Source organism: Pararhizobium sp. IMCC21322 (genome assembly GCF_030758295.1).
In the GTDB taxonomy this organism is placed as follows: Bacteria; Pseudomonadota; Alphaproteobacteria; order Rhizobiales.
The window spans coordinates 5,112,250-5,126,671 of sequence record NZ_CP132335.1 but is presented as its reverse complement, the minus strand read 5'-3'; the positions used below and the strand labels follow the sequence as shown (position 1 = coordinate 5,126,671).

The following is a 14,422-nucleotide window of genomic DNA, read 5'->3' as shown; positions in this document are numbered from 1 at the left end:
ACAAATTTGCAATGCCTGAACCATGCGCTTTCTGATAGGGTCCGCCAAAACAGGAGGAACGAATTATGTTGCGCTGGGGAATTTTATCAACGGCAAAAATCGGTCGAGAACAGCTGATTCCAGCCATTCTGAACGCTGATAATGGAATTATCACTGCAATTGCGAGTCGCGATGAAGGTCGTGCCAAAGCTGTGGCCACGCGTTTTGCAATTCCAAATTCTTTCGGCAGTTACGAGGCGATGCTTGAAAGTGACCTTGTTGATGCGGTTTATATTCCTCTGCCGACTTCGCAACATGTCGAGTGGGCCATCAAAGCGGCCAATGCGGGCAAACACGTGCTGTGTGAAAAACCCATTTCTTTGCACGCAGATCAGATTGACGACATCATAAAAGCGCGGGATGCGAACAATGTTTTGGTGTCGGAAGCCTTTATGGTGACCTACCATCCGCAGTGGCACAAGGTCCGTTCGCTGATTGCAGAAGGGGCCATTGGCACGTTGCGCCACGTCCAGGCGGCGTTCACCTATTACAATATGGATGCGGACAATATGCGCAATATTGCGTCTCTTGGTGGCGGTGCATTACCCGATATCGGTGTCTATCCAACCGTGGGAACCCGGTTTGCAACAGGTGCAGAGCCAGTGCGTGTCTCGGCAAAGGTGGAGCGTGATCCAACCTTTGGCACAGATATTTTCACATCGTGCCGAGCCGATTTCGGCAGCTTCGAAATGACCATGTATGTCTCGACCCAAATGGCGTTGCGTCAGGAAATCTCTTTCCATGGTGACAAGGGCTGGGTGGAAGTCTCTGCGCCTTTCAATGCAGGCCTCTACGACGCTGACTATGTAACCTGGAACAATGCCGATCATTCCGAGCAGCGCAAATACAGCTTCCCCGGGGTGAACCAGTATCAGATGCAGGTGGAAGCCTTTGCTCGCGCCGTCGCAAGTGATGATTTGAAGGGCGAAGAAGAAATTTTCTCGCTGGAAAGCTCAAAGAACAATCAAAAACTGATTGATGCCATTTTCCGCGCTGGCGAAAGTGGCAATTGGGAAGATGTCTGAGCTCTGTTGTTCTGTTGCGTGGCTTTTCAACCTGCCTATAGTTCCTGAGTGAGCGGACTGGTCGCCAGTTTAGGGCTGTTTTTCAGTGCTTTTGTGGCGGCCACCATCATTCCGGCCCAGTCTGAAAGTGTGCTGACCGCTCTGATCCTGCTGGATCAGGTGCCCGTTGCCGTGCTGGTAGTGGTTGCGAGCATTGGAAATATCGGCGGGTCCATTGTCAATTGGGCCCTTGGACGGGCCGTTGAACGCTACCGGGACCGGCGCTGGTTTCCAGTAAAGCCTGCCATGCTGGCGCGCGCCACCGGATGGTATCATCGCTACGGAAAATGGTCGCTTCTGCTCAGTTGGGTGCCCATTATCGGGGACCCGCTGACGGTGGTTGCCGGCGTGTTGCGTGAAAAATCCTGGCGCTTTTTATTGCTGGTCAGCATTGCCAAGACCGGGCGCTATGTGTTTCTGGCCTATGTGGTGGTGAAGTGGGCAGAGGCTTAAACGAGTTGGGACTAAAACGAATTGGGGCTTAAGCGAGCTGTCTTCCAATCAACCCGGTCAGCCTATCGGACTTCAATATGGATGTGATCATCATGCCGGGCCGCTCGGCACCCTTGAAACCGGATGTTTTCGCTTTCCACATCAAGCATTTTCTCCAGATGCGGCTCCAGAAGTATTTTTGATACGCCTTTTTCTTCACCGGTCAATGACAGCCACAGCAGAGCTTCAGATGTCCGCTGCCTGTCCAGTTCAAGAGGTCGCAGGAAGCGGCTGAACCAGTTCATGTCCCAACGCAGCGTCAGCCAGTCGTCATGATTGGCGCATGGCATGGTGCTTTGGCTTATGGGCTCTTCAAAAGCCCAATAGCCGATTGGTGATCTGGTTTGACCGGGCACATAAACCGCTTTTTCATTCACATAGTAATAGGCAAGATCCAGTTTCCGGCCGTCATGGTGCGACAAATGCGGCAACAGCGGAAAACCATCCAAAAACGGAAAGCCGGCATCCAGTATGACAGTGACCGTGCCAGGAAACACATCATTCATGTATTCGGACAATTGGAAAACAACATCTTCCAATTCGGATGTCACATAGTGTCGATTTAGCAGGCAATATAATGGTGACTGCATGGAAACCATATCATCAGAGTGACTGGTACAGGGAAGGGGAACCCGTCCGAAATGTGGAGCGGCAATTGCAGAAACCGTATGCAAGCCCCCATACACGAGTAGAAAAGCCACTGTTGTGATTATGTGATGTAGCGGTGCGTTTTTCCAAAGCCGACGCCCAAGCAAAAGTGCCAGAATGTAAGCCAGGCCGCCAATTTGAGTGAGGAGGGTAAGCGCAACAAATAGTATTGTCTGAGCGGTAATTCTTATCATCATCACGGTCTGAAAAATTGGTCGACATATTCAACAAATTTTGCGCGTCAAAAGCTGAAACAGCAAGTGTTGTTTCAATTCTGCGTTGTGTTTCGCTCAATTGAGTTTTGATCCCAACGCCAATCTCGGTTTCAAATTGTCACGAATGTATCGTAATGAACTTCTATCAATTGATATGTGAATGGGCCTATGGGATGTTTTTTACCGCCGGGCACGTAACGCCGTCGATGACGCTGACGATGGGTCGGCAGCAGCAGTAAAGCACCAGATCATGGCCGCAGAAATTGTCATTTCAGACCAGGAGCGTGCTGCGCCGCCTTCTTTTAACGCCGCATTCTTTGTTTTCCTGAAAATCGGTGTCCTGTCCTTTGGCGGGCCTGCTGCACAGATCGCTTTGATGCACCGCTTTCTGGTTGATGAGCAACGCTGGCTGACAGAGAAACAGTTTCTCAATGCTTTGAGCTTTTGCATGTTGCTGCCCGGACCAGAGGCAATGCAATTGGCGACCTATGCGGGTTGGCGGTTGCATGGGTTGAAAGGCGGGTTGATGGGGGGGCTGCTGTTTGTGCTCCCGGGCGCTCTTGTTGTTTTTGCCCTTGCGGCGCTTTACGCCCATCTGGGAAACGTACCTTTGGTCAGCAGTCTGTTTCTGGGCATCAAAGCCGCTGTGCTGATCATTGTGGTGGAGGCGCTGCTGAAAGTGTCGAAGCGTGCGCTCAAAGGGCGGGCGCATTGGATGATCGCCGGCGTGTCCTTTGTCGGTATTTTCTTTTTGGCACTGCCATTTCCGCTGATTGTGTTTCTTGCCGGGCTGTTCGGGTTTTTGAGCACTTCCGCGGGCGACGGAGTAGAGGGTGTCAGCGTCGGGGTGCCCTGGCAAAAGACGGTTTTGCAGGTCGCTGTCTGGCTGGCCATCTGGTGGGTGCCCGTGTTTGCCGTTGGTGCGTTTTCCGGCGCGCCGATCCTGACCGAAATCGGCGCCTTCTTTTCAAAACTGGCAGTCGTGACTTTTGGCGGTGCTTATGCCGTTCTGGCCTATATGGGGCAGGATGTTGTCAGCCAATATGGCTGGCTGACAACGGGTGAAATGATGGATGGGCTGGGTCTTGCGGAAACCACGCCCGGTCCGCTGATATTGGTCACTGAGTTTGTCGGCTTTCTTGCGGCATTTCGCGAGGGTGGCTTCTGGTTGGGAACTGCCGGAGCAATTGTTACCCTGTGGGTGACTTTTGTACCCTGTTTCCTGTGGATTTTCGTGGGTGCGCCTTATCTGGACTGGATTTCTGATCAGCCACGGTTGAGTGGCGCACTTTCCGCCATTACAGCGGCGGTGGTTGGCGTGATCCTCAATCTGTCAATCTGGTTTGGTCTGCATGTGCTGTTTCAGACCGTGACCGCGCAATCCTATGGGCCACTGAAAATCTGGCAGCCTGACTTCGGATCATTGGACTGGCGCGTTGTGGTGCTGACAGTTCTTTGTGGTGTTCTGCTGTTACGGTTGCACTGGAATGTTGTATGGGTCTTGTTCAGTGCGGCCTTCAGCGGCTGGGTATTGGCCACTGTATTCTGACCGGTACGGGTCGCAATAGTGATGCAGTTGCGCTATATCTTCGCCGTAATTCAGGCTCTTATTCGATGCTTTCACAAGGAATTTTATGGCCAGAGATGGATTTCCCGCGCCCTATTGGCAGGATATGCCCACTACTGATTTTGACCCGGCAGTGACGGGTGACTGGATTGCGGTACTGCCGGTGGCTGCAATAGAGCAGCACGGGCCGCATCTGCCAGTTGCAACGGACACTTCTATTGGCAAGGGTATGGTGGAGGCGACAATTGCACGTCTGCCTGAAAGCCTGCCGGCCACGTTTTTGCCGATGCAGCAAATTGGTAAATCCAATGAGCACATTTCATCGCCCGGTACGCTGACCCATTCCTGGGAAACGGTTATCCGAAGCTGGATTGAACTGGGTGAAAGCGTGCATCGGGCAGGTATCCGCAAAATGGTGCTGATCAACTCACACGGCGGCAATGTTCCGATCATCGACATTGTGGCGCGTGAGCTGCGGGTGCGGTTTGATATGTTGTGCGTGGCCACCGGCTGGATGCGCTTTGGCTTGCCGGAAGGCAGCTATGATCCACAAGAACGGATTTACGGCATTCACGGCTGTGATGTGGAAACATCCATCATGCTGCATTTGAGGCCGGAGCTTGTTCGGATGGACAAGGCAGAGGATTTCAGGTCAACGCAATTGGACTATCTGAAGGAATTCAAGCATTTGCGCGCCCACGGGCCCGCACAGTTTGGCTGGAAAGCACAGGATCTCAATGTTGCCGGAACTGTCGGCAATGCTGCTTCTGCCACAGCCCAAAAGGGCCGCGCCATTGTGGACTATCAAGCCGAAAGATTTGTTGAATTGCTGGATGATGTAAACCGCTTCGACCCCAACCGTTTGTGGAGCGCACCATGAGGGCGCTGTTTGCCGTCCTGTTCACCGCGATCTGTTGTTTTGCCAGTGCGGCTTCGGCTCAGTCACTGGGGGCTTATAAGGACAAGCTGTTTTCCTACCCCAAAATTCTGGAAAAAAATCAGGACGGGTCTTTTCTGCGTCTTGATTACCGGGTTGAGCGGGATATTGATGAGCGCGATAAGATCCGTGGTGCCAAGGTTCAGGGGTTTTACGTTTCCAGACGCGGACGCAAGGGCCAGCAGGATTTGTCACTTAATCTGGGCGGGGGTCGCATAGACTATGCGCGAACCGGGCAGGTGCGGGGCGCGCAATGGATCATGGTCTATCTTCATGGCCGTGGCGGAGACCGCAGTCAGGGTATCAGCGATTATAATTTCGGTGGAAATTTCAACCGGCTGAAAAATCTCGCTGTGCGCAATAAAGGGCTCTATCTGGTGCCCAGCATCAACGATTTTGGCGTGAAGGGTGCGCGTGATGTGGCTGCACTGATCGGTCATTATGCAGCGCAGGCGCCGGGCGCTAAAATCGTTTTGGCCTGCGGGTCCATGGGCGGGCAGATTTGCTGGCAATATCTCAAAGGTCAGGTCGCTGTGCCGGCTTTGTCCGGAGCGTTGATGCTGGCGACTCATGCCGACAATCAATTTCTGGCCAGTCCTCATTTGTCAGCCAATGGCAGACCCTTGCCGATTGTGTTCGGGCACGGCACGTTGGACGGCGCTTTTTCCTGGAAAAAAACCAAGGCGTTGTTTGACAGCATTCAGGTGGCAAGGGCGGGCTATCCCGTGCGCATGCGGCTGTTCAATACGGGCAAACATGGCACGCCGATCCGTATGATTGACTGGCGTCAGGAATTGAACTGGATTTTTGCGAACGGTTAGGCCGTAGCCCCTGCATTCACTGCACTACTTCAAATTTGACACATAGTGAAAATTGTCCGTCAGGCAGTAATAAACCCGCCATTCCACGGGACGGCCGGACAGGGCGAAAGCAATTCTGTCAATGCGTAGCAAGGGCGTGCCAGTGGCGCAGCCAAGGCGTTTTGCATAGGCCTCTTCGGCGGCCACCGCTTTCAGCTTTTCTTCAGCCCGCACGATAGATTGTCCGAATTTCTGATCGAACAGGGCATAAACATTGTTTGGCAGAGGTTTGATCTCATCAAGGCCGTCAAACAAAAGTTTTGGTAATACGATCTTTTCTGCAATCAGTGGGGCGTCCTGCAAGGACCGGTTTCGTTCCAGTCGCCAGACCTGATCATTGGCGGCCAGATCAAGAGCTGCGCGTTCGCGGTGGGTTGCCGAGCCGCTGTCCAGGCTGAGCAATTGGCTTTGTGGGAAGTGCTTATCGTCTTTCTTGCCTTCATCCGGTGACAGCATGAAATATTGAAACAGGGCGCGTTCCTGTGTGTGCTCTGCCACAAAGGTGCCGCGCCCCTGACGACGCACAACAATGTTTTCGTTGGTCAGTTCGTCCAATGCCTTGCGCACGGTGCCCTGGCTGACGCCCAATTCGACCGCCAATTGCTGCTCGCTTGGTAGCGCATCTCCCGGCATCCAGAGCTTGTTGATAAGCCGCTCGAGCAATTGATGCTTAACCTGTGCATAAAGGGGACGGAAGCCGAGCGACTTTGCGTTTTGCTCAATTGTCTGTCGGCTGGTTTCTACTTTACTCATCGATATCCTGCGGGCCATATTCGAAATACGCAAATAAGGTTACCACCCACCGTTGACAGTGTCATCTGTCTTATGTCTTATATAAGACTTGCTCGCGCTGATAATTATCGCGCGGAAATTCTAACAGTCTAATCAGAGGGCGTTGGGCTTCCAGCGCAGTTATTATGAGCATTCCGCATCTGCTGGTGCATGACAAAGAAGACAATGTTGGCGTGGTGGTCGTTGAAGGACTAACCGCTGGAACCGACATGCTGTGTGTGGTGACTGAAGACAATTCGTCTTTCAATCTTGCCGCCAAAGCGGATGTTCCCATTGGTCACAAAGTTGCACTGACTGATCTGAGCGCCGGTGATACGGCGATCAAATATGGCCAGGATATTGGCAAGATGGTTGGCAGCGCTGAAAAGGGCGGCCATGTGCATACCCAAAATCTCAAAACAAAGCGCTGGTAGGAGAAAGCCATGAACACGGAAACATTTTTCGGCTATCGCCGCGAAAACGGACGCGTCGGCGTTCGTAACCACGTAGCAATTCTGCCGGTTGACGATATTTCGAACGCAGCCGTTGAGGCTGTTGCCAACAACATCAAAGGCACGCTTGCGCTGCCGCATGCCTATGGTCGGCTGCAGTTTGGTGAAGATCTTGATCTGCATTTCCGCACCATAATCGGAACGGGTGCCAACCCCAATGTTGCAGCTGTTATCGTAATTGGTATCGAGCCCAGCTGGACACAGAAAATTGCTGATGGAATTGCCGAAACCGGCAAACCGGTTGCAGCGTTTTCAATTGAGCAGAATGGTGATCTGAAAACCATCATGGATGCGTCCCGCAAAGCGAAGGAATTCGTTCACTGGGCGTCTGAAAAGCAACGCGAAGAATGCGACATCTCCGAATTGTGGATCTCCACCAAATGCGGTGAGTCCGATACCACAACCGGTCTTGGGTCCTGCCCGACAGTTGGCAACATGTATGATAAATTGCTGCCTAAAGGCATCTATGGCGTGTTTGGCGAAACCTCTGAAATCACCGGTGCGGAACATCTTTGCAAAGCCCGCGCGATCGATGATGACGTTGCCGAGCGCTGGTATGCGATGTGGAAAGCCTATCAGGATGATGTGATTTTTGCGCATCAGACAGATGATCTGTCCGACAGCCAGCCGACCAAAGGTAATATTTTGGGTGGTCTCACGACAATCGAGGAAAAAGCCCTCGGCAATCTTGAGAAGATCGGTCGGACGTCGAAATACATCGATATTCTGGAACCTGCGGAAGCTCCGAAAAAAGGCAACGGCCTTTATTTCATGGACAGTTCCTCAGCTGCTGCTGAATGTATCACGCTGATGGCTGCAGGCGGTTATGTCATCCACACCTTCCCAACAGGGCAGGGCAATGTGGTGGGCAATCCGATTGTTCCGGTTGTCAAGATTACGGCCAATCCTCGGACTGTACGGACCATGTCCGAGCATGTGGATGTTGATGTAAGCGGTATTCTGCGTCGGGAAATGACGATTGATCAGGCGGGCGACTCTCTCATCGAGATGATTGCACGCACAGCCAATGGTCGCTTCACAGCGGCGGAAGCATTGGGTCATCGTGAATTCGTCATGACCAAATTGTACCGCAGCGCCTGATTGGGAGACTGCTTATGGCTGACATAGTTGTCAGCGAATTTATGGACGAGGCCGCCCTTGAGGCGGCCCGTTCCTTGTATGATGTCCTGTATGAGCCTGGCCTTGTCGATGACATGGATACTCTGCTGGCCGAAGTGGCCAATGCAAAGGCTCTGATCGTGCGCAACCGGACGCAGGTCCGGGGCGCATTGCTGGAAGCTGCCACAAATCTGAAAGTCGTTGGACGGCTTGGCGTAGGGCTGGACAATATCGACATGGAAGCCTGTGCCGCCAAAGGCATTGCAGTCCATCCGGCATCCGGTGCCAATGATTTGTCCGTTGCCGAATATGTCATCACCAACGCACTGGTTTTGCTCCGTGGCGCCTATTTGTCCACGGCCGACGTTGCTGCCGGCGCGTGGCCACGCGGTCGCTTGATGGGGCGGGAAATCAGCGGAAAAATTCTTGGCCTGGTGGGCTATGGTGCAATTGCGCGGGAAACTGCACAACGCGCCACAGCGCTCGGCATGAGCATCATCGGGTTTGACCCGTTTTTGCAGCAGGGCGATCCTCAGTGGGGCGACACGGAAAAAGTATCTCTGGAAGAGCTTCTTTCACGCGCTGATGTTGTCAGCCTGCATGTGCCGTTAACGGACGACACCAAAAACCTGATAAATGAATCTGCGCTGAAATCCATGAAGCCTGACGCAATCCTCATCAACGCTGCGCGTGGCGGTGTTGTGGATGAAGCGGCGCTTGCTGCCGCGTTGCGGCAAGGCCATCTTGGTGGTGCTGCACTGGATGTGTTTGAAACCGAACCGGTTTCAGCGCAGGCTGGTTCCAAATTTGCCGATATTCCAAATCTCATTCTCACACCACATATTGCCGGCGTTACTGACGAGAGCAATATTCGGGTTTCAGAAGTCACCGTTGCCAATGTGCTATCGGTGCTCAAGTCATAAGGCAGAATATTATGGAAGACCGTCAGGTCAGTCTTGCGGAAGCGCGTGACTTTGCGCGCGAAACGCTTGTTGGATTCAATACATCACAAGACAATGCAAGAATGGTGGCTGATGCCGTTGTTGCTGCCGAAGCTGACGGATTGAAGGGGCACGGCCTTTCTCGACTGCAGGGTTATAGCGCCCAGGCGAAAACCGGTAAGGCGGATGGTCATGCGGTGCCGGTTCTCTCGCGTCCGGCACCCGGTGCGGTGGCTGTCGATGGCAAGGGTGGCTTTGCCTATCCGGCGCTCAAAATCGGGCTGGAAGCGCTTGTTGATGTGACGAAAAGCCAGGGCATTGCCATGTTGGGCATACATCATTCCAACCATTGCGGCGTTGCCGGACACCATGTGGAAATTCTGGCGGAACAGGGTCTGGTGGCGTTGATGTTCGCCAATGCGCCCGCTTCCATTGCGCCCTGGGGCGGAAACCGCGCCATTTACGGCACCAATCCTATTGCATTTGCCAGCCCGCAGAGGGACCGTGTTCCGCTTGTGGTGGATCTGTCGGTCTCAAAAGTGGCACGTGGTAACATCATGGCTGCGGCTCAGAGGGGCGAAGACATACCTGAAGGCTGGGCATTGGACCCCGAGGGCAACCCAACAACTGATGCCAAGGCTGGTCTTGCCGGTACCATGCTGCCAATGGGCGATGCCAAAGGCACCGCATTGGCGCTGATGGTGGAAATTTTGTGTGCGACGCTTGTCGGTGCCAATCATTCCTATGAAGCCACCAGCTTTTTTGACGGTGAGGGTGCCCGTCCCGGCACCGGTCAGTTGATTCTGGCAATTAACCCGGCTGCGTTTGGCACCAACTATCTGGATCGCCTGACCGAGCTGGTGCTGTCGATAGAAGAACAGGATGGAACCCGGCTTCCCGGTGACCGCCGACTGGCCAACCGCAAGAAGGCGGAGCTTGAGGGCGTGACAATAACCGCCGCGTTGACCAAAGCTCTGGCTGCGATCTAGAATTTGAGCTCAATTGGCCTTTCTATACAAGGCCAGTTGAACCACCCTATAATTTCTGGCTGCTTAATCAGTTTTCCAAGCCATCCGTCAGGCTTATGTCGGCAGTTCTCAGGCGGGCTGACGCAATTCCGCGTGCCGGGATGATGACCGATCCATTTTCCGTGCAAAGCTGGTCCTGTTCGCCGTCGAGCTCGACAATGCGCAAAATCGCGCCGTCCAAATCTTCAGCCATTTTGAGTGTCCCAATTGCGCTGGTTGAAACTTTTGTTTTCAACCATTGGCCACGATGAGGTTGATCGCCGTTGCGACTGACATGCGGCGTTACCACAACGGGTTTATTGGTCGCCTCTGCAAGCGCTGAAGCTTGTGTTCGGGTAATAGTTGGCGCGGCATACACTTCGATTGTAAAGGATTGCTCACCTTGATCCATAAACCGGTAACTGCCGCCATCACCCACTTCAATCGGGTCATGATGCGCGTAGACGGGCGAGCGCACCGCAGTGATGTGATACGTGCCGTCCAGCGCTGCGAAAGAGTATTTTGCGTCATTGGTGATCACAACAGTTTTGTCACGGCCAACGGCACGCATCCAGCGTTGTCCAGGCACCTCTACGCCGTTATCCGGGCGTTTTTCCCAGCCACCTGGAACTTCATATTCGAAATGGTCAACACCAAGGGGGTATGCGATCCGCAGCAAATGGTGATGTTCGTGCCAATCGAGTTTCACCCGTAATTGTACAGGGACCTCGGGGTCTGCGGGTAAAGCAATCGATGTGCGAAAAACAGAAGCCCGGCATCTGGTTGTGACTTCGACAATTGTTCTGATTGGGCCCGCATCCAGTAATTTGATTTCAACCAGTTCGGTGGTTTCGCCATCGAAATCAAACTGCTTGGTACCGTGCCCCCATGTGTCGGTTTCGTCCTTTACAATTGTTCCCAGATGCGCCGGGCCATCGAATATTTCCAAGTTCGTTTTTTTGTTTTTCAGTGACTGTATTGCGCCCGTTTTTGAATCGATGGTCAAGGCATAGCCGTCAGATTCAAATTCAAGATTATCAATCGACAAGGGGACGCCAATGTTCTGGCCGGGACAGGGGATGCCATGTTCAGAATCGACGACAAAACGCAAGGTCCGATACCCGTAAGCCGGTATGTCGAGACGAAAAACAATGCGCTGAAGGCCCTTGGTTTTACCCAATGCATCAATGTACTGAAACGGAATTTTCTGACCCGTTTCGTCAAGCAGGCAGCGCGGCGAAATGATGTCTTTGTCCACCCAGGGTTCTGCCTCCACCATCCCGGTATTGTCAGAACCGTTGAAGTTCATCACAAAAAAGGTGGCATCAGTCGGGTCAACCGGTTTGGTAATTGTTCGGCCTAGTTGGCGCGCCGATGCGTTCAAAATGAGTTCTGCGTCCGCAATGACACCCCTTAATTCGCTTTCGGAATCATCGCATGCGACTTCGATGCTGGACCCGCCCAAAGTATCGTGAAACTGATTGAAAAGCAGTGTTTTCCAAAGCTTTTCGAAATGGTCTTTGGGATAGTCTATGTGCGCATTCAATGTGGCCAGAGTCGCAGCGGCTTCGGCCATTTCAAGCAGGGATTCAGCTTTCCGATTGAATGTTTTGAGATTTGAGGCAACCGAATAACATCCAATGGCATGGTATTGCAGATTGCCCTTATAACGTGGCAGGTCCGATGAACTGACTTCGTCGAAGAAAATGTCGGGGCTTGAATATCTGAGATTTTCGCTGTTGCCGATACGCTTTTCGATTTCGGTAAGGTTGGCAATAGTTGGTGCACCGCCATGATTGCCCACGCCATAAAAGCACATAATTGGATGACCGAAATCGCCAGAGTTTCTATAGTTGAGGTCTATCTTTTCCGGCAGCGGCATTTCGCGCTTGGACGTACTGTAGGCACCCTGAATACGGTAAGCGGTCACTTCTGATCCGTCGTCACCAACCCAGTTAAACAGTTCTGCTGGTAAATCGAGTTCGGTCGCGTTGGGGCGCATAAAGGTGTAATAACTGGATCCGGTGTGACGCAGTAATTTTGGGAAAGTGGAAGGGTGCCCAAAGCTGTCAACATTTAACCCAACGGGAACATCGACACCGAATTTCGACTGGAAATATTTTTTTCCATAGAGCGCCTGCCGGATGACCGATTCCCCCGACGGGATGTTGCAGTCCGGTTGAATCCACCAGCCATTTACAATGGTCCAGCGACCCTCAGCAACGTAACGCTGGATTTCGGCAAATAAATCCGGCTCCAGTTTTTCTATCCACTCGTAAATATGGGCCTCACCCTTTGAGAAAATGAAAGCATCGTTTTCTCGCAACCTGTCGATGGCAGCCCAGCAGGTGCCTATTGCTTCGGCGCATCCCTCTTGCCAGCGCCACAACCAAACCGGGTCAATATGCGCATTGCCAATCATGTGGAGGGTCGGGTGCGTGAAAGCGGTGTCTGACATGGTTCAAGATCCTTTGACTGATAGTATCTGTGTCAGTTGGGCAAGGGCGTTTAGTGCGAGATGGCCCACGATTTTTACGATCGCCTAGAGCGTTGTCGCGCGCGTCCGTGCATTTCGAATGTGATTTTCCATTTGCTCAACAGCGGCTGTCTGATCGCGTTTGTTGATGGCGTTCAAAATCGCCAGATGCTCCCTGAAAGCATCGGGCAATACCGCGTCAGAAAGCCGGATTCGTTCAAGTTTTATCAACCGTATCCGGATTGAAACAATGTCATATGCCTGTATCAACAATTTGTTTTTTGTAAATTCAATCAGACGCTTATGGAAATTCGTGTCAACTTCCTGCCCTTCATCAAGCAATGTTTGGGAGGGGCTTTCTGCCTGCCGTTCCACAATGTCTTGATGGATGGATATCTGTTGGTCGATCACTTCTTGTGGCCAGGAATTTGTCGCAACGATCACGGCTTCTCGTTCCATCGCCATGCGCATTTGAAATGCGTCACGGATCATCGGCAAATCGATGACGGTTATCTGAATGCCACGTTGCGGCAAAACCGTGAGCAAACCTTCCGCCTGAAGCCGTGGCAATAATTCACGCAGTGCGCCCGTGGACAGATCAAGGAGAGAAACCAGCAGGCGTTGCGTGACGACCTGGCCCGGCTTCAGTCGTTCTTGAAGCAGTGCCTCCTGGAACCGGTCATAGGCGGTTCGCTGAACCGAGTTTGATGCTCTGGCTGCGGTTGTTTTTTTCAATGGTCAGGCCTTCAATCAGGTTGTGACTTTTGTTGACGCATTGAAATGGCTCGGATCCAAATGTTGTGCAAGCGTTGGCACCTCAAGAAGCGGCAGGAGCATATCGAAAGCAGATTTCGATATTTGCTCCAAAGGAGGGGCCACCTGACACCAGGAATTGTCCCTGTATCTATGCGCAACTGCTGCCTTCAGAACATTGAGCCCGCCATTGGAATCAACAATCTCGATGCGTTTCGCGGCCTTTTCCAATAGGTCGGTCGTTGAACTATCCCCTATCGAAGAAAACAGTTTAACCAGATCACTTGCAAAAAGATTGGGCATTCCACCAATCATTCCAGCACCACCAGCCGCCACCAGAGGCGGCATCACGCGATCATTGCCAGTAAATATCGACAGGTTGGGAAAGCATTTAACCAGCGTAAGACCGTTTTCCAAATTTCCGGTCGAATCTTTTATGCCTACAATTTGGGGCCCAAAACGTATGACCAGTTTTTCCACTAATTTGGGCGTAAAATGCGTGCCGCTGTAACGTGGAATATTATAAAGCAACAAAGGTATTTCGGGATTTTCAGCAACATCCAACATTGCTTCAAAATAGTCGATGACCCCTTCGTCAGAAATATCGGTGTAAAAAAACGGTGGCAAAACAAGTGCAGCCGCGCAGCCTAAGGCATGATAGGCGGCAAGCATTTTCCCTGCGTCTGCAAAGCTGGAGGTCATTATCGCAGGAATGAAGCGGGACATTTCAAGTCCGTGCTCTTTCAGTTTTTTCAACGTATCGATTTTTTGATCTGCCGAAAACGATGCGCCTTCGCCCGTCGTGCCAAACGTTGAAACAAAGCTACATCCTTCCGCGAAAAGGACGTTGCAATGGTGTGCGAGCCGGTCAGCGTCAATTTGCCGTGGGCTTGAGAGTGGTGTTATCGTTGCCGTTACTATGCCACCAAATTTCAATTGTCCGCTCCTCGCGATACGGTTGACGATGGTATAACTGATACAATGAGTTATACGATTTGTCGTACAAGCAGTATTTACATAT

At 52.3% G+C, this 14,422-nt stretch carries 14 protein-coding genes; 9 read left to right on the top strand and 5 right to left on the bottom strand.

What is annotated here, in order from left to right:
• The first annotated feature begins 65 nt into the window (after positions 1 to 65).
• Complete coding sequence (locus RAL91_RS24380; protein WP_306258819.1) at positions 66 to 1,064, top strand: Gfo/Idh/MocA family protein; 999 nt, start codon at positions 66 to 68, stop codon at positions 1,062 to 1,064.
• Positions 1,065 to 1,112: 48 nt separating this feature from the next.
• Positions 1,113 to 1,556 (top strand): YqaA family protein, encoded by a 444-nt coding sequence (locus RAL91_RS24375; RefSeq protein WP_306258818.1) that lies wholly within the window; start codon positions 1,113 to 1,115, stop codon positions 1,554 to 1,556.
• Between the two features lie 62 nt (positions 1,557 to 1,618).
• Here RAL91_RS24375 and RAL91_RS24370 read toward each other — a convergent pair whose 3' ends face one another.
• Entirely contained in the window at positions 1,619 to 2,440 is an 822-nt protein-coding gene (locus RAL91_RS24370) for a hypothetical protein (RefSeq protein WP_306258817.1), read from the bottom strand.
• A gap of 268 nt (positions 2,441 to 2,708) precedes the next feature.
• Here RAL91_RS24370 and chrA point away from each other — a divergent pair, with 268 nt between their 5' ends.
• From chrA to RAL91_RS24355, 3 genes are all read left to right on the top strand, one after another.
• A complete protein-coding gene (gene chrA, locus RAL91_RS24365) occupies positions 2,709 to 4,007 on the top strand; it encodes a chromate efflux transporter (RefSeq protein WP_371932565.1) in 1,299 nt (432 codons plus the stop codon).
• Between the two features lie 85 nt (positions 4,008 to 4,092).
• Positions 4,093 to 4,905, top strand: a complete 813-nt coding sequence (locus RAL91_RS24360) for a creatininase family protein (RefSeq protein ID WP_306258815.1) — start codon at positions 4,093 to 4,095, stop codon at positions 4,903 to 4,905.
• Complete coding sequence (locus tag RAL91_RS24355; protein ID WP_306258814.1) at positions 4,902 to 5,783, top strand: alpha/beta hydrolase; 882 nt, start codon at positions 4,902 to 4,904, stop codon at positions 5,781 to 5,783. Before RAL91_RS24360 ends, RAL91_RS24355 begins: the two co-directional genes overlap by 4 nt.
• A gap of 24 nt (positions 5,784 to 5,807) precedes the next feature.
• Here RAL91_RS24355 and RAL91_RS24350 read toward each other — a convergent pair whose 3' ends face one another.
• Positions 5,808 to 6,575: a GntR family transcriptional regulator gene (locus RAL91_RS24350; protein WP_306258813.1), complete on the bottom strand. Its 768-nt coding sequence runs from the start codon at positions 6,573 to 6,575 to the stop codon at positions 5,808 to 5,810.
• 164 nt (positions 6,576 to 6,739) lie between these two features.
• On the opposite strand from RAL91_RS24350, the gene RAL91_RS24345 reads away from it, so the two are divergent.
• Genes RAL91_RS24345 through RAL91_RS24330 form a run of 4 tightly spaced genes read left to right on the top strand, consistent with a single transcriptional unit; the run spans position 6,740 to position 10,154 of the window.
• Positions 6,740 to 7,027 carry a UxaA family hydrolase gene (locus RAL91_RS24345; protein WP_306258812.1) on the top strand — a complete coding sequence of 96 codons (288 nt, stop codon included), beginning with the start codon at positions 6,740 to 6,742 and terminating at the stop codon, positions 7,025 to 7,027.
• 9 nt (positions 7,028 to 7,036) lie between these two features.
• Entirely contained in the window at positions 7,037 to 8,206 is a 1,170-nt protein-coding gene (locus RAL91_RS24340) for a UxaA family hydrolase (protein WP_306258811.1), read from the top strand.
• Positions 8,207 to 8,220: 14 nt separating this feature from the next.
• Positions 8,221 to 9,147 (top strand): hydroxyacid dehydrogenase, encoded by a 927-nt coding sequence (locus RAL91_RS24335; RefSeq protein ID WP_306258810.1) that lies wholly within the window; start codon positions 8,221 to 8,223, stop codon positions 9,145 to 9,147.
• 11 nt (positions 9,148 to 9,158) lie between these two features.
• The gene (locus RAL91_RS24330; protein ID WP_306258809.1) at positions 9,159 to 10,154 is read left to right on the top strand and encodes an Ldh family oxidoreductase; all 996 of its coding nucleotides are present in this window, start codon (positions 9,159 to 9,161) and stop codon (positions 10,152 to 10,154) included.
• Between the two features lie 67 nt (positions 10,155 to 10,221).
• Here RAL91_RS24330 and RAL91_RS24325 read toward each other — a convergent pair whose 3' ends face one another.
• The 3 genes from RAL91_RS24325 to RAL91_RS24315 form a co-directional block, all read right to left on the bottom strand.
• Positions 10,222 to 12,630, bottom strand: a complete 2,409-nt coding sequence (locus tag RAL91_RS24325; RefSeq protein WP_306258808.1) for an alpha-mannosidase — start codon at positions 12,628 to 12,630, stop codon at positions 10,222 to 10,224.
• 84 nt (positions 12,631 to 12,714) lie between these two features.
• Positions 12,715 to 13,383, bottom strand: a complete 669-nt coding sequence (locus RAL91_RS24320) for a GntR family transcriptional regulator (RefSeq protein ID WP_306258807.1) — start codon at positions 13,381 to 13,383, stop codon at positions 12,715 to 12,717.
• Between the two features lie 15 nt (positions 13,384 to 13,398).
• Positions 13,399 to 14,337 (bottom strand): dihydrodipicolinate synthase family protein, encoded by a 939-nt coding sequence (locus RAL91_RS24315; RefSeq protein WP_306258806.1) that lies wholly within the window; start codon positions 14,335 to 14,337, stop codon positions 13,399 to 13,401.
• Positions 14,338 to 14,422 lie beyond the last annotated feature (85 nt).

Coding starts and splice junctions, on each gene's coding strand:
- RAL91_RS24335 (WP_306258810.1), top strand. CDS start 8,221: ATGGCTGACATAGTTGTCAGCGAATTTATGGACGAGGCCGCCCTTGAG.
- RAL91_RS24370 (WP_306258817.1), bottom strand. CDS start 2,440: ATGATGATAAGAATTACCGCTCAGACAATACTATTTGTTGCGCTTACC.
- RAL91_RS24360 (WP_306258815.1), top strand. CDS start 4,093: ATGGCCAGAGATGGATTTCCCGCGCCCTATTGGCAGGATATGCCCACT.
- RAL91_RS24340 (WP_306258811.1), top strand. CDS start 7,037: ATGAACACGGAAACATTTTTCGGCTATCGCCGCGAAAACGGACGCGTC.
- chrA (WP_371932565.1), top strand. CDS start 2,709: ATGGCCGCAGAAATTGTCATTTCAGACCAGGAGCGTGCTGCGCCGCCT.
- RAL91_RS24380 (WP_306258819.1), top strand. CDS start 66: ATGTTGCGCTGGGGAATTTTATCAACGGCAAAAATCGGTCGAGAACAG.
- RAL91_RS24350 (WP_306258813.1), bottom strand. CDS start 6,575: ATGAGTAAAGTAGAAACCAGCCGACAGACAATTGAGCAAAACGCAAAG.
- RAL91_RS24355 (WP_306258814.1), top strand. CDS start 4,902: ATGAGGGCGCTGTTTGCCGTCCTGTTCACCGCGATCTGTTGTTTTGCC.
- RAL91_RS24345 (WP_306258812.1), top strand. CDS start 6,740: ATGAGCATTCCGCATCTGCTGGTGCATGACAAAGAAGACAATGTTGGC.
- RAL91_RS24330 (WP_306258809.1), top strand. CDS start 9,159: ATGGAAGACCGTCAGGTCAGTCTTGCGGAAGCGCGTGACTTTGCGCGC.
- RAL91_RS24325 (WP_306258808.1), bottom strand. CDS start 12,630: ATGTCAGACACCGCTTTCACGCACCCGACCCTCCACATGATTGGCAAT.